This is a genomic window from Dactylosporangium sp. NPDC050588 (assembly GCF_040654975.1).
In the GTDB taxonomy this organism is placed as follows: Bacteria; Actinomycetota; Actinomycetes; order Mycobacteriales; family Micromonosporaceae; genus Dactylosporangium; species Dactylosporangium maewongense.
The window spans coordinates 1-15,232 of record NZ_JBFAJA010000106.1 but is presented as its reverse complement, the minus strand read 5'-3'; the positions used below and the strand labels follow the sequence as shown (position 1 = coordinate 15,232).

Genomic DNA, 15,232 nt, shown 5'->3' with positions numbered 1-15,232 from the left:
AGGTTCGTGCTGCCGGACGGCCCCCGGACCGCGGCCCGATACGACTTCCTCCTCGGCGGCAAAGACCACCTCCACAGCGATCGCGCATCCGGCGAAGCGCTCGCCGCGGCGTTCCCGGACATCGGCACCGCCGTGCAGGAACTGCGCCGGTTCATGCACCGCGCCGTGCGCTACCTGGTCGCCGAGGCCGACGTCCGTCAACTCGTCGACGTCGGCGTCGGGATCCCCAAACCGCCGAACGTCCACGACATCGCCCACCAGCACGCGCCGGACACCCGCATCGTCTACCTCGACCACGACCCGATCGTGATGGCCCACGCCCGCGCCCTGCTCACCCCCAGCGCGGGCTGCGCACCCATCGACTACCTCCAAGCCGACCTCCGCAACCCCCACAGCATCCTCACCAGCCCAGCCATCCGCAGCCTCGACCACAACCAACCCGCCGGCCTGCTGATCCTGGCTGTCCTGCACTTCATCCCCGACGACCAGCACCCAGCCGACCTCGTCCGCGCCCTGCTGGACGGGCTACCGCCCGGCAGCTACGTCGCGATCTCCCACACCACCTTCGACCCCCTGCCAGCCGAGCTCCGCGCCAAGCTCGAAGCGCTACCTCCCAACCAGCACGGAACCTTCCACGCCCGCACCTCCGATGAGGTCGGCGCGATCGTCGACGGACTCGACCTCGTCCCACCCGGCCTCGTCCCGATCAGCCACTGGCGGCCCGACCTCAACACCGACGGCAACAACCTCGCCGAACCCGCGAAAGCCGCCGGATACGCCGTCATCGCCCGCACCCCATCCGCTACCCGCCATCCGACCCGCAGCGGCGGCAACACCGGACCGGCACAGCACTCCGTCCAACCACTCAGCATCCCGCAGCCGCAGGAGGTCCGGCTGGTCGGCGAGATGCGGACCGAGTCCAGGGCGGGATCGGTGGGGGTCTGCCAGACTCCGATGGTGATCGAAGTGGATGCAATCGCTGTCGTGCGCAGGCACGTGGATGCCTTCAACGCCCGTGACCTTGACGCACTGATGGCCGGTTTCACCGAGGATGCGTTGTGGATCACTGGCACTTCCATAGCCCGAGGGCGTGGTGAGCTGGCCGAACTTTTCGCTGGTGCGATGACGGGGTTGCTGCCGACGTTGGTGGTCCAGGACCTGATCGCCGACGGCGACCGGGCTGCCTGTCAGATGACCGAGACGCTGACGGTGGCCGGCGAAGAGCGGATCTTCTTCATTGCGGGGTTCTACCAGCTGCGCGACGGGCACATCGCATCAGCGAAGATCTACCGTGAGGGTAGCGCTGAGGTTTCCTGAGGTGTGCAGCTGTGGCGGTTACCGGCGACGGCTCCTGCGTTCCGGGACGCGTTGCGGCACGCGGCGACCGCCACGAACGGTCCGGTCGAGGTCGACCTGAGCCGGGTGACGTTCTTGGGGGACGGCCAGCGGGGTGCACCTGAGTCCCTACCCTGCAGTCAGCGCCACAACGACCGTAAACTGCGACATCAGCTAGCCCGCAACGGCCCAGGGACGCGAGGCCATGGCAGACACTGACACATACGGCGAGGCCGATCTCCTCATCGCCGATGACGAGATGCGAGTGTGGATTTCTCCGGTCAGTGCCCTGGGGGACACGATGCTCGTGTCCCTGATGGTCGAAGGCGCCGACCTGCTCAGCTTGACAACCCCGGCAGCCAGGCCGACCGTCGCATTGGCCGCCCGACTGTCGGGGGAACGCTGGACGGAATGTCGAAGCACCGCCAACGGCGGCGGCGGCACCGACACAGCATTGATTCGGTACGCGACGTTTCAACGCCCGTCCCGCGAACCCATCACCCACCTCCGGGTGGACGTGCAATTCCAAGGGGCCAGCGTCACCCGCACAATGACACTCCACAACCCAGACCCGCATCGTCAATAGCGGCGGGCTTCAGGCCGCGCACCAGTTGACCGATCCGTCCACCCGACGCCGGATCACAGTCATGACCTGAGCGCATGTCGCGCAGCGGCGCTCGATCCGATCGAGCGCTACGCACGACGCTGGGGGCCCGCGACCGGGACGCGGCGGTGCGCTCGGGACGGCTGCGACCTGAAGGGCGGCTTGCTGCCGTCGGCCGCGGTGTCGACCCAAGCGCGGTGGGCGCCGTCGGGCCGTACAGTTACCGGCAACCGATCCCGGCCGGGGTGTCGGCCGGGCCGAGCGGCTTACTCGGCGGAAGGGACACTCTGCCGTGGCGTTGACCGACCGTGCGCTGACCGCGACCATCCTGCTCGTCGAGGATGACGCCGGTGATGAGTTGATGGCGCGGGAGGCGTTCGCCGACGACGCGCTCGACAGCCATCTGCACGTCGCCCGCGACGGCGAGCAGGCCTTGGACTTCCTGTACCGGCGGGGCGAGCACGTCGACGCGCCGCGGCCGGACTTCATCCTGCTCGACTTGAACCTGCCCCGCGTCGACGGCCGTGAGGTGCTGCGGCAGATCAAGAGCGACGCCGCGGTGGCGAGCATCCCGGTGGTGGTGCTGACCACGTCCGGCGCTCTTGAGGATCCTGCGGTCCGCGGACCGGTAGAAACCATAGAGATCACCCGCACAGGACGCGGCGGCAGTACGAGGTGCGTCGGTGCCGGTCATCCGTGACGGACCTTCCCATTGACACACAGGCACGTGAAAGGGTGCTCGCCCGCGTCCACACCGCAGCGGCGCCGAGCAATCACCGAGCTGGCGCCGACGGCGCGCAATAGCTCGGACCGTAGCGCTTATCAATCGGGCCGGAATCTGTTGCCGACGGTACAACGCCCGTGGCCACACCGACAGCGCACGGTAGAAGTGCGTCGATGGCTCAACCACGTATCGCGGCGCACGCGCCGCCGCCGTGCGAGCGGGTGGGGCCCGGAGGCCTGCACTCAATCGTCGGCAGTGAGCGCGTCGAACAGGCCGGTGATCTGCAGAACCTTGGTGACTATCGGGCTGGGGTTGGTCACGCGCAGCGCAGTGCCGGTGGTCGTTGCCAGACGGCGGGCTTGGACGAGGGCGCCGATGCCGGTGGAGTCCATGAACCGGACGCCGGCCAGATCGACGACGAGCCGGCTCGGCCGGGTGCCAGTCAGCACGCGGGTCAGAACAGCGGTCAGCCGGCCCGCGGTGCTCATGTCGATCTCGCCGGCTGCGGAGACCGTGACGACGCCGTTCAGGCCGGTGTGCTCGGTCAGGGTCAGCTGAGGCTGGTGCGGCTGGCTCACCGGATCTCCTTGTCGGCCGGGGAGCATCCGCACGGCGTTGCCGACCATACCCGCGCCATGTCGGATTGTGCCGACGCACCGCAGCGGTAACCCCCATGGACGATCGCGAGACCGTGGGCATCTCACCCTTCAGGCAGACTCCGGGGTGAGGAGCATCCCCGAATGCCGACGACGGACCGGCCGGTGTTCGGATGACAACCTGACTGCCCCGCGCTCGCCGGCCCAGGTCGGAAGTGATCGAGGAGATCGCGAACCGCCTCGCCGACCGAGCCGACGACGAAGCGCTGACCGACCTCATCGTCGGTAACCTCGCACCGCCGCGCTGGCAGGTTCGCCCCCGCAGATCCGTAACCACCGGCCAGACCTGCCGGACCCCTCTCGATATCAACAGCTGTACTCCCGTCCGGTACGGGTCTTCACCAACGAGGTACACGATGCAGCACCCGCATGCCGACGGCGGCTTGAGACTGACCCTCTGGCAGCGGCCAAACGGTCAGGCCGTCTGGCACTGCCGACCCGACATCGGCAACAACGCCAGCACCCGGTTCACCGACGGTGCAGCGGCCACCAGCAGCACGCGGAGGCCGTCCCGGCGCACGTCACTTACCGCGGCGATCCCGGCACAGGAGAAGAACGTCACACCGGACAGATCCAACTCCAGCCGGAACACCCCGTCCAACCGCGACAAGTCCAGCATCGCCTCGAGCCGTGGTGCGCTCTCCAGGCCGACGTCACCAGCCACACCGACGCGCAGCGTGCCCCCGGACAACGACGCGGTCACCGCAACTCGGCACCGTCATACAGGTCGTCCATCACCTGAACGTAACGCCGCGACCACTCCACAGGGACCGGGCGATCCGGCCGACGGGTCCGCCAGGCGGTCATCCCCATACAGGCCGGTAGGGCACCGAACCACCCCAACGGGGAGCCTGTCCCCGCCTGCGGGACGTAACAGGTCGGCCGGTTCAGCCGCCGCTTCGGACGCCCGCCCGGCCGATCCATCGGACGACGCGAACCGCGCGGGGACCGGTTCACGCCGTCCATCGCCTCGCGCACGGCGCCGGTCGCGTCCGACAATGGCAACAGACCACCGATAGTGCGAGGGTGACGTGGCAGACCTGACGACGAACACCGACCCGCAGGCCGACGGATCGACGGTGCTGGCCGTATCCGGTGAGCCCGACGTCACGGACGTCACCGGCTTCGCCGCTGCCGTTGCGGCCTGCTGGTCCACCGGGCCGCGCATGCTGGTGCTCGACCTCACGGCCGTGACATTCATCGACCCCACCGGCGTCGGCGCGCTGATGCGAACCCACCGTGACGCCCAAGCAGCGAACCGCACAATGATCATCCGGCCGAGCCCACCCGTGCTCCGAGTGCTCGGCGTCGCCGGCCTACTACACGCCATGCCTCTGGACCCGCCCGCCCCCGCCCTGCCCACGCGGCAACAGCGCCCCTGAGAGCCCCTTCCGCGTCATGGCCTGCCCGTGCTGTCGTCGTCGCGGCGCCTGCGGCGCAGCGGATGCACGTGCCGCGGCTGCCGACCGACGTGCTCGGCGAACTCCGCGCTGTACCGCTGCACGATCGCCCCGTCAGCCTCCGTGCCGCGCCGCCCACACCAACGCCCCGAAGCGGTACCGCGCCGATGCGCCAGGCATACCAGTCTCGATCGGCCGCGACGACCGCCGGCCAAAGGACCGGGGATTGGCTCACCCCGGCGCCGCTGCCGCCGGCACGCCCGGCTCCATCCGCCCGGTGGCATTTGGGTTCTGCCGGGTCCAAGGACGCACATAACACGGCCGCGTGTCGCCCGGGTGATCAAGGACCTGACCGGGGTGCGGTATGAGCAGTCCGGGGTGTGGCGGCTGCTGCGCCGGCGGGGGTAAACATTGCAGTGTCCGGCCCGGCAGGCAGCTGAGCGTGACGAGGCCCGCATTGCCCATGGGTGAAGGTGGACTGGCCCCGAATCCGGAAACGACGCCCGGCGGCGTAGGGCATGGATCGTGCTCGCCGACGAGTCCGGGATCTGCTTGACCCCGTCGGCCCGGCGTACCTGGGCGCCGCGGGGCCGGACCCCGACGGTCCGGGCGCCGGCCCGGCGGACCTGGCTGAGTCTGCTGGCGTGCATCTGTTACCGGCCCGACCGGGGCCGGGTCCGGCTGGCCTACTACGCGCGGCGTGGCAGTTGGAACACCGCGGCGCTGATCGAGGTCCTGCCCCGGCTGCGCCGCTTCCTGCACGGCGAGCCGACCGTGCTCGTCTGGGACAGCCTCGCCGCCCACCACAGCGGCGCCATGCTGCGCTTCCTGGCCACCCAACGAGATTGGCTGCGCGTGGAAGCACTGCCGTCCTACGCCCCTGAGCTCAATCCCACCGAACTGGTCTGGGGCAACCTCAAGGCCACCGAACTGGTCAACCTCTGCCCCGAACACATCGACGAAGCCGACACCGCACACACCGGGCTGCACTGTATCGGCAGCAGCTACGACCTCTGCTTCAACTTCCTGACCCATGCCGGCCCATGCCTCTGACGCCATCACTCAAATACCGAAAGATCTTTAGGCGGCGCTTGCAACGGCTGTGTGGGTGCCCGCCTGGATGGTCTCGGGTGTTGTCGGGTCGACGGCGGTGATGGGCTTGCCCTTGGTGTCGCCGGCGATGGCAAAGTGTTTGATGTCCGGAAATGATCCGAGTCCGTCGACCATGGCGGCTACCGGGACTGGGCCTGCGGCGATGATGACGGTGCACTTCTGCACGCCGAGGGTGTTGTAGTACGTGACGCCGTTGGCGGCGTTCTGCGGGCCGGAGATAGCTAGGTGCTGGACTTTGACGAGCGTCTCGACCGAGGCCTTCTGCATGCCGGCCCAGGCGGCCTTGGCCGGGTCGCCGTTGAGGCCGTGGTCGTCGGTGAGCAGGCAGGCGGTGGTCGCCTTGTACTGCCGCTCGCGGGGCGGGGGCGGTGGTGGATCGTCCGGCCACAGCAGCCAGGTGGCGCCGATCAGCACCAGCAGGACGGCGGACGTCGCTGCGATGCGCTGACTGCGGGTCCATGAGCGGACGGTTTCCTTGATCCGGGCAATGATCGGTGCGGTCACGGCCTCACCTCCCCGTAGGCTCGCGGCTCGAACATAGCGCCTCGCATCGATCTATGGAAGATCGGTGGGGAAGATCACCGACGCTCAAAGTGGACATTAGACGATGAAGTTCGCCGATGTTCGCTTGCACCTTGTACATGCACGGTCGCTCCCCGCACACTAGCTCGCACCTGACTTGGCAGCTCAGCATCACGGGGGAGGCTGGCCGTGCGCGGTCGTTCTGCTGTTCCTGGATTCGGTCGGTTCATCCGCCGGACGAGTGTCATCACCGTTGTGATGCTGACGCTCAGCGTCGGCTTGCCGCCGGCGCTGGTCCCGTCCGGTCACGGTCTCGTGGGCTGGGCGGCGTTGCGGGACTGGCTGGTGGCCGCGCCGTCGTGGGCGAAGGACCCGAAGGTGCCGCAGCAGCAGCGTGGCATGGGCGTCGACGGGCACTACGTCAAGGCGCCGACGGCCCGCGACAGCGAGTCGAAGCACAAGGTCAAGGGCGAGCTGGGCAAGTACCAGGCGTTCCAGCCGACGGTGACGAACAAGAGCACCGGCCCGGCCCGGAAGGGTTTCGACGCCGGAACCAGCAAGCGGGTCGCGTCGATGAGCGACGCGAAGGCTGACGTGTTCCAGAACGCCGACGGCTCCTACACGCGGCGGGTGTACCGGAATCCGGTGAACTTCAAGGCTGCGGACGGCAGCTGGAAGCCGATCGACAGTCAGCTGCGGGCGGGCGGGCGGCGACCGGCGGCTGGAGTCGACGGCGAACGCGTTCAAGGTGAGTTTCGCGCCCGGCACGGCGAAGAAGGTCGACGCGGAGGGCGTGGAGATCCCGTCCGCCGCAGGCGCGGCGGCCCCGGTGTCCGAGGACCTGGTCCGGATGACGCTCGAGCCGGGGGTGGAGCTCGCGTACTCGCTGGTCGGTGCGTCGCTGAACAAGGCGACCGTGGACCGGTCGGTGGCGAGGTACCGCAACGTGTATCCCGGCGTCGACCTGGAGCTGGGGGCGAAGGCGTCCGGCACCAAGGAGAACCTGGTGCTGCGCTCGGCGGACGTGCCGACGGAGTACGTGTACCCGTTGAAGCTCAAGGGCCTGACGCCGCGGCTGACCGCGGCCGGCGAGGTCGAGTTCGTGACCGCGACGGGCACCGTCGGGCTGACGATGCCGGCCGGGTACATGGAGGACGCCTCCAACAGCCACGCCGGCGCCGGTGAGATCTCCAACGGTGTCAGGTATGACCTGGTGCAGGTCGACGGCGGCCCGGCGGTGAAGGTGTCGATCGACGGTGCCTGGCTGCGGGACCCCAAGCGGAAGTTCCCGGTGGTGCTGGATCCGCAGACCCGGGTGGTGACCCAGTACGACACGTACGCGATCTCGACCGCCCCGACGAGCGCCCGCAACCTGGAGACGAGCCTCGCGGTCGGTTCGTGGAACGGCACCGAGAAGGCCCGCTCGTTCATCAACTTCGACGGATTCCCGGCGATGATGGCCGGGCAGAGACTGGGTTCGGCCCGGCTGTACCTGTTCATGACCTACCAGGGCGACGCCGATGGCAACCCGTGTGTGGCCAGGGCGTACAACGTATACCCGGTGACGACCGCCTGGAACGCCGCCACCGCGACGTGGAACAACATGCCCGGCTACGACACCAACAAGCTGATGGCCACCGACTCGCCGAGCAGCTCACAGGCCTGCTCCAACTCCGGTGGGGTACGCAACCAGGGCATGTGGTCGACGCCGTGGCTCAACACGCAGTACATGGTGGACTGGGCGACCGTCGGCGGCATCTACGGTCTGGCGCTGACCGCGTCAGAGACGGACACCGCGGCGTGGAAGCGGTTCACCTCCTCGGACACCAGCCTGATCTGCCCCAACTACTTCGGCAACACCGAGTGCGACCCGTTCATCGAGGTCAACTACTTGGCGAACGTGGCGCCGCAGCTGGACTACCGGTACCCGGCGAACAACACCGCGGTGAACACCCTGACGCCGGAGCTGTCGGCGAAGGGCAGCGACCCGGACAACTACCCGAATTATGGGCTGCGGTACAAGTTCCTGCTCTATGACGACCAGGGTGCCCCGCTGACCACGACGCCGTCCTCGCCGTGGACCGACGGCTACTGGAAGGTCCCGGCCGGGACGCTGACCTGGGGCAAGAACTACCTGTACCAGGTCCAGGTCGACGATCGGTCCTCGATCGGGCCGGTGAATCCGGTGCCGTTCGTGTTCAGTACGACTGTGCCGCAGCAGTTGGTGTCCTCCTCGTTGGCGCAGAACGGCGGGAAGGGCTTCGAGGGCTCCGTCGGCAACTACACGACTCGTGACGTCGACGCGCAGGTGACGACCGTGGGTCCGGCGTTGTCGATCGCGAGGGAGTACAACAGTCTCGACCTGCGCAAGTCGGCGTTCGGGCAGGGCTGGTCGTCGCTGGTCGACATGCAGGTCCGTGAGGGCAGGGACGCCGACAACGCGCTGCAGACCGCGGCGATCCGGTACCCGAACGGGCAGGAGGTCACGTTCGGGCGGAACAATGACGGCAGCTGGACCCCGCCGTCCGGGCGGTACGCGGGGTTCAAGGCGATCACCGGCGGCTACTCGCTGACCGACAAGGACAGCTCCGTCTACGAGTTCACCCAGAACGCGGGCACCGGCGTGTTCGGCCTGACGAAGATCAGCGACCCGAACGGCCGCGCGCTGACTGTGCGTTACGACGGCAACGGCCGCGCCGATCAGATCAAGTCGCTCGCGTCGAACCGGACCCTCAACCTGACCTGGTCGACGCCGCCGGGTGCCTCCGTGGCGCACGTCGCGACGGTCGTCACCGACCCGACCGACCCGGCCGTGCCGGGCAGCACGCTGACCTACACCTACACGTACACCGGTGACCAGCTGACGAAGGTGTGCCCGCCGGGCACTACGACCGACTGCGCCAGGTACGAGTACCAGACCGTCAACCAGCACAACGGAACCGTGCTCAACACCGGCCCGTATTCGTTCTGGCGGTTCAACGACCCGGTCGGCAGCGGAACCCAGGCCCGCAGCGGTGTGCTGTCCAACGACGGCATCGACAACGGCATCTACAGCAACGTCACGCTCGAACAGCCCGCGGCGCTGCCGAACTCGACGTCGAAGTCCGCCGGGTTCAACGGCACCAACTCGTCGGTGAAGGTGCCGGAGAAGCTTGCGAACGAGAGCTCCTACCAGTCGATCAGTATGTGGTTCAAGACCACCGCGACGACCGGCGTGCTGTTCTCCTACCAGAAGGACCTGGTCACGCAGGGCGCGACCACCACCGCCAGCTACAACCCGGCGCTGTACATCGACAACGCCGGCAAGCTTCGCGGCTCGCTGTGGAACGGTGGCACCGGCAACGTCATCACGTCCGCCAATGCTGTCAACGACGGTCAATGGCACCACGCCGCGCTCGTCGGCAACGGCGGCAACCAGCAGCTGTACCTCGACGGCGCCCTGGTCCCGGTGTCCGTGACGGGCACCATCCAGCTGCACAACTCGGGCATGGACAAGCTGTACATCGGTGCCGGCTTCCTCAGCAACGCGTGGCCCGGCAACACGATCACCACCCCGACGGCCACGTTCTTCAACGGCTCCATCGCCGACGTGGCCTACTTCAACAAGCCACTCACCGCGCAGCTGGTGTCGTCGCTGTACACCTCCGGCAAGAACCCGTCCTCGGCGATGACGAAGGTGACGAGCAACGCCGGTCGGGTCCGCGCCGTCATCGGCTACGACACCGTCTCCGGCCGGGTCAACCAGGTCACCGACGAGGTCGGCGGTGTCTGGCAGGTCGGTCAGCCGACGCTGTCCGGCTCCAGTCAGGTCTACGCCTCCACCGTGCTCGGCTCCCAGCCGCGGGAGTACTTCCGGCTCAATGACATCAGTCTGCCGGCGCAGCCGAAGAACCAGGTCGCCGACGCTCTGCACGCCTGGTACAACAACGTCACGTTCGACACCACGCAACCCAACACCACGAGTCCGTTCAGCGACTCCTACGGCGCGGGTTTCAACGGCACGAGCTCGTACGTGCGCTACGACGATGCGTTCATCGTCGCGCCGCAGTACGCGTCGTCGGCCATCGAGATGTGGTTCAAGATGCCTGCCGGTCATGCCAGCAGCGCCGTGCTCTACGCATATCAGACTCAGCCCGTCGACGGATCCAACCCGGCATCGCCGTCGTGGACCCCAGCGCTCTACGTCGGCAACGACGGCCTGCTGCGCGGCGGGTTGTGGACCGGCAGCGTGTCGCCGATGACCTCGACGAAGACGGTCAATGACGGCAACTGGCACCATGTCGTGCTGTCCACCAACCTGGATCCGATCGGTACCGACAAGCAGACGTTGTACCTGGACAACGTCCCTGTCGGGTCGAAGACCGCCGAGGTGGTGTGGGTCGACTCGTCGCTTGCCTACATCGGCGCCGGCACGACGAAGTTCTGGCCGGGCGCCTCCAGTGACGTCAGCTACTTCAAGGGCAACATCACCGAGTTCGCCTACTACGACCACGCCCTGACGGAGGCGCAGGTCGATGCCCACTTCAAGGCGTCGAAGAGCGCGCTGGCCCCGCCCCCCGGCGCCACCGGCCCGATCATCACCCCGGTCACGACCGTCACGGTCACCGATCCCGGCGGCAAGCCGTCGCAGAAGATGTTCGACGTCGTCAACGGCAGCCGGCAGATCGCCAGCACGGACACCCTCGGCAACACCACGACGTACGGCTATGACGTCGGCGGCTTCGTCAGCGTGGTGTACGACCCGCTCGGCCAGAAGATGGAGACCGCCAAGGACGTGCGCGGCAACACCGTGCGCACCTCGACGTGCTCCAACGCCACGATGTGGGCGCCGTGCCAGGACACGCTGTACACCTACTTCCCCGACTCGACGACCGCGGTCCTGACCCCGGACGCCCGGAATGATCAGGTTCTGACGATCACCGCGAATCCCGGGTCGTTCCGTACCACTGACACGGCCGTCACGACGTTCACGTACAGCTCGACCGGCAACCGGCTGACCATGGTCTCGCCGTCGGTGCCCGGCTACCCGAACGGCCGCACCACCACCACGACCTACACGACGGCGACCACGCCGGCCATCGGTGGCGGCTTCACACCGGCCGGCCTGCCGCTCACGGTCACGTCCCCCGGCGGGCGGGTGCAACGCACCGACTACAACGCAGCCGGTGACGCGGTGCGTGTGACCGACCCCGGCGGGCTGGTCACCGAGGTCTCCTATGACGGGCTCGGCCGGGTCGCACAGCAGAAAGTGCTGGCCCCCGGCTATCCGGCCGGCCTCGTGACGACCTCTCTGTACGACGCCGACGGCACACTGGTCCAGACCACGGAGCCGGCAGTCACGAACGCCGTCACGGGAGCGGTACACACCACCCGGACCACCGATGAGTTCGACGCGGACGGCAACGTCACGTCCCGAACGGTGAGTGATCTGACCGGCGGCGACAGCCCGCGGTCCGTCACCAGCGCCTACAACTCCTACGGACAGCTGGTCAAGAGCGTCGATCCGGTGGGTGTCGTCACGCTGTACGGCTACGACGCCTACGGCCGCCAGAACAGCGTGGTGACCTGCGACAGCAATCCGGCCGTCGGCTCGCCCTGCCCGACCGGCGACCGGCTGCAGGTGGTGAACCAGACCTTCGACTCCGAAGGGCACCTGCTCACCAGCACGACCACCGGCAAGGACGGTACCAGCGTCCAGGAGACGTCCAACGCCTACTACGCCAACGGTGCACTCGCCGCGACCACCGATGCGATGAACTGGACTACTAAGTACGAATACTTCGACGACAACGCCGTCAAACGCATCAGCCGTACCGACGGCGTGAAGACGACCGTCCTGAAGGAAACGTACTATGACTCGGCGGGCAACCCGCAGGACACCACCGAGAACAACGGCGCCACCAAGACCTCCTTCAACGTTGACAACGCCGGCCGGCTGATCTCGCAGTCCGTTGCTATCGGCGACCTGGTCCGGACGACGAACTACGTCTATGACGTCGACGACCGGGTGGTACAGACCCGCAACGTTGCGCGCCCGCTGGTGTCCGGCGAGCAGACCGTCCTCCGCGACGCCCGCAACTCCTACGACGCGATGAACCGACTGACTTCGGAGCGGGTGGCGCTGGACGCCGGCGTCGGCCCGGTCGGGTGGTGGAACCTCGACGGTGAGGTGCCGTCCGGCCAGTTTCAGCCCCTCGCCGACTCGTCCGGTTCGTATCACAAGATGCAGGCGTTCCGAGGCACATACCCCTCGCTGAGCAATGGGTACGCCACCTTCACCGACGAGAACATGCAGACGACGACGTCGGTGCTCGACACGACGAAGTCGTACTCCATGTCGGCATGGGTCAAGGTCAACAACTTCACGTCGACCCAGACCGCCGTATCCCAGACCGGCTCCAACCGTGGCGCGTTCTTCCTGCAGTACAACAAGGACTGGAACAAGTGGGCGCTGCAGTCACCGTCCGCCGACACGACCGGCGCGGTGTCGTACAACATCGCCACCTCCTCCAACGCGCTGGCGACCAACACCTGGGTGCACCTGGTGGGCGTCTTCGACGCGCCGACGAAACGGATGTCGCTCTACGTCAACAACGTCCGCGGTACCGACGGCACGAACACCACCCCGTTCGCCTCGGTCAACGGTCTGGAGATCGGCGGCTCTCACTGGGGTGACTTCGTCGACCACTTCCAGGGCTCCATCGACAACGTCCAGGTCTACCAGCGTGCGCTGACCGACGCGGACGTCGCGACACTGTGGAGCACCGGCAACGGCCGCACCGCAAACACCGTCCTCACCTCCACCGAACTGACGACGAGCTACACCGTCGACCAGCGCGGCCTCACCACCGACATGGTCGACCCGAACGGCAACACCACCTCGTACGTGTACGACGAGGCCGGCAACCTCACCAAGACCCTCGCCCCGACGGTGAGCACCGAGGTGTACAACACGACGGCGGTCCAGACCCGGCCGACGACGATCGTGGGCTACAACGCGTTCGGCGAGCCCGTCGAGCACCAGGACCCGCTCGGCAACGTCACACAGGCCCGGTACGACGCGGCTGGTCGGGTGTGGAAGACGATCCTGCCGTCGTACACGCCGCCGGGCGGGACGCCGATCGTCGATGCCAACAGCACCGTCGTCTACGACAAGCTGGGCCGCACGACGTCGACGACGGACCCGCGGAACAAGACGACGTCGTACGAATACGACACGCTCGGCAACGTCACGAAGGTGACCGGCCCGACCGGGAAGATCACCACCGCGCAGTACAACGCGGTCGGGCAGGTCACCGAGGCGGTCGACCCGACCGGCGCCAAGACCACCGCGACCTACGACTACCTCGGCCGGAAGCTGACCAGAACGCAGATCGTGCGGCAGCCGACCTCCGTGGCCAACACGACCACGTACGACTACGGCACCGGCGTGTACGCCGGAGGCGATCCGGCGGCGGGCCCGTGGCTGCGGAAGGTCACGTCGCCGGGCGGTGTGACGGCGGAGATGACGTACAACACCCTCGGTGAGGTGCTGACGCAGAAGGACGGCGCAGGCAACGTCACCAGTACCGCCTACGACGGTCTCGGCCGCCCGGTCCTCGTCACGAACCCGGACAACACGAAGTCGACGGCGACATACGACGGTGCCGGGCGATCGATCAAGACCCAGCAGCTGGACGCCACCAGTGCGGTGCTGACCACCCGGTCAGCGACATACGACAACAACGGCAACCTCGCCACGGCGACGGACGCGCGTGGGCACACGACGACGTTCACGTACAACCCGCTCGACCAGATCGTGGGCGAGTCGCAGCCGGTGACGTCGACGCTGTCGACCAACACGTCATTCGGGTACGACGCCGCCGGCAACCGGACCCGGTTCACCGACGGGCGCGGCAACCAGTTCTGGAGCACCTACAACACGTGGGGTCTGCCCGAGTCGCAGATCGAACCGTCCACCACCGCGCACACGGCGTTGGCGGACCGCAAGGCGACGAACGTGTACGACCTCGGCGGGCGGCTGACGTCCCAGCAGCTGCAGTCCGGCGTGCAGATCGACTACGCCTACGACGACCTGGGCCAGGTGACTGGGCAGACCGGCAGCGGCACCGCCGTGCCGACGGCGGCGCGGACGTTCGGGTACGACGACGCCGGCCGGATCACGTCGCTGTCGGTGCCGGGCGGCACGAACACGATCAGCTACGACGACCGTGGCCTGCCGTTGAGCATCACCGGTCCGGCGGACAACACGTCGTACACGTACAACAGCGACGGCAACCTGACGTCGCGGGCCGACGCGGCCGGCACGACGAACTTCACCTATGACACCGCCGGCCGTCTGAAGACGATGTCGAACGCGACGACGAACATCGACCTCAGCGTCGCGTACAACACCCTGAACCAGCCCGCGACGATCACGTACGGCATCAACAACAAGAAGCGGACGTTCGAGTACGACACGCTGCACCGGCTGAAGACGGACACGGTGACGTCGTTCGACGGGTCGATCATCCAGGGTTCGATCGCGTACGGGTACGACAACAACAGCAACCTGACGTCGAAGGTGACGACCGGGTTCGCCGGCGCGTCGAGCAACACGTACACGTACGACTGGGCGGACCGGATCCAGACGTGGACAACCGGATCGACGACCACGAACTACTCCTACGACGCGTCCGGCAACCGCACCCAGAACGGTTCGAAGACGTTCACCTACGACCAGCGCAACCGGCTGACCGGGCAGAGCGGCGGCATCTCGTACTCCTACACCGGCCGCGGCACCCTGAAGCAGGTCAGTGGGCCGTCGGGTGTGTATGACACCGCCGCTGACGCCTACGGGCAGGTGATCACGCAAGGGTCCGCGAGCGGCACCATCACG

General features: G+C 67.5%; 10 protein-coding genes. 7 read left to right on the top strand and 3 right to left on the bottom strand.

The genetic code is table 11. From position 1 onward, the window contains the following. The first annotated feature begins 6 nt into the window (after positions 1-6). The 3 genes from AB0I21_RS49080 (at position 7) to AB0I21_RS49070 (ending at position 2,639) form a co-directional block, all read left to right on the top strand. Positions 7-1,317: an SAM-dependent methyltransferase gene (locus AB0I21_RS49080; protein ID WP_360571633.1), complete on the top strand. Its 1,311-nt coding sequence runs from the start codon at positions 7-9 to the stop codon at positions 1,315-1,317. 223 nt (positions 1,318-1,540) lie between these two features. Next, on the top strand, positions 1,541-1,921 hold the full coding sequence (locus AB0I21_RS49075; protein WP_360571631.1) for a hypothetical protein: 381 nt from the start codon (positions 1,541-1,543) through the stop codon (positions 1,919-1,921). Between the two features lie 310 nt (positions 1,922-2,231). Next, the gene (locus AB0I21_RS49070; RefSeq protein ID WP_360571629.1) at positions 2,232-2,639 is read left to right on the top strand and encodes a response regulator; all 408 of its coding nucleotides are present in this window, start codon (positions 2,232-2,234) and stop codon (positions 2,637-2,639) included. Positions 2,640-2,905: 266 nt separating this feature from the next. Here AB0I21_RS49070 and AB0I21_RS49065 read toward each other — a convergent pair whose 3' ends face one another. Further along, a complete protein-coding gene (locus AB0I21_RS49065; protein WP_360571627.1) occupies positions 2,906-3,241 on the bottom strand; it encodes an STAS domain-containing protein in 336 nt (111 codons plus the stop codon). A gap of 493 nt (positions 3,242-3,734) precedes the next feature. Further along, positions 3,735-4,022, bottom strand: a complete 288-nt coding sequence (locus AB0I21_RS49060; RefSeq protein ID WP_360571625.1) for an STAS domain-containing protein — start codon at positions 4,020-4,022, stop codon at positions 3,735-3,737. Between the two features lie 328 nt (positions 4,023-4,350). Between AB0I21_RS49060 and AB0I21_RS49055 the strand changes: the two genes are divergently transcribed. The 3 genes from AB0I21_RS49055 (at position 4,351) to AB0I21_RS49045 (ending at position 5,772) form a co-directional block, all read left to right on the top strand. After that, complete coding sequence (locus AB0I21_RS49055) at positions 4,351-4,701, top strand: STAS domain-containing protein (RefSeq protein ID WP_360571623.1); 351 nt, start codon at positions 4,351-4,353, stop codon at positions 4,699-4,701. Positions 4,702-4,728: 27 nt separating this feature from the next. Then, complete coding sequence (locus AB0I21_RS49050) at positions 4,729-5,127, top strand: winged helix-turn-helix domain-containing protein (RefSeq protein ID WP_360571622.1); 399 nt, start codon at positions 4,729-4,731, stop codon at positions 5,125-5,127. 117 nt (positions 5,128-5,244) lie between these two features. Then, positions 5,245-5,772 (top strand): transposase, encoded by a 528-nt coding sequence (locus tag AB0I21_RS49045; protein WP_360571620.1) that lies wholly within the window; start codon positions 5,245-5,247, stop codon positions 5,770-5,772. A gap of 27 nt (positions 5,773-5,799) precedes the next feature. Here AB0I21_RS49045 and AB0I21_RS49040 read toward each other — a convergent pair whose 3' ends face one another. Then, the gene (locus tag AB0I21_RS49040) at positions 5,800-6,336 is read right to left on the bottom strand and encodes a hypothetical protein (protein ID WP_360571618.1); all 537 of its coding nucleotides are present in this window, start codon (positions 6,334-6,336) and stop codon (positions 5,800-5,802) included. A gap of 766 nt (positions 6,337-7,102) precedes the next feature. Here AB0I21_RS49040 and AB0I21_RS49035 point away from each other — a divergent pair. Continuing rightward, positions 7,103-15,232: LamG-like jellyroll fold domain-containing protein (locus tag AB0I21_RS49035; RefSeq protein ID WP_360571616.1), on the top strand; the 8,130-nt coding region annotated here is incomplete at its 3' end.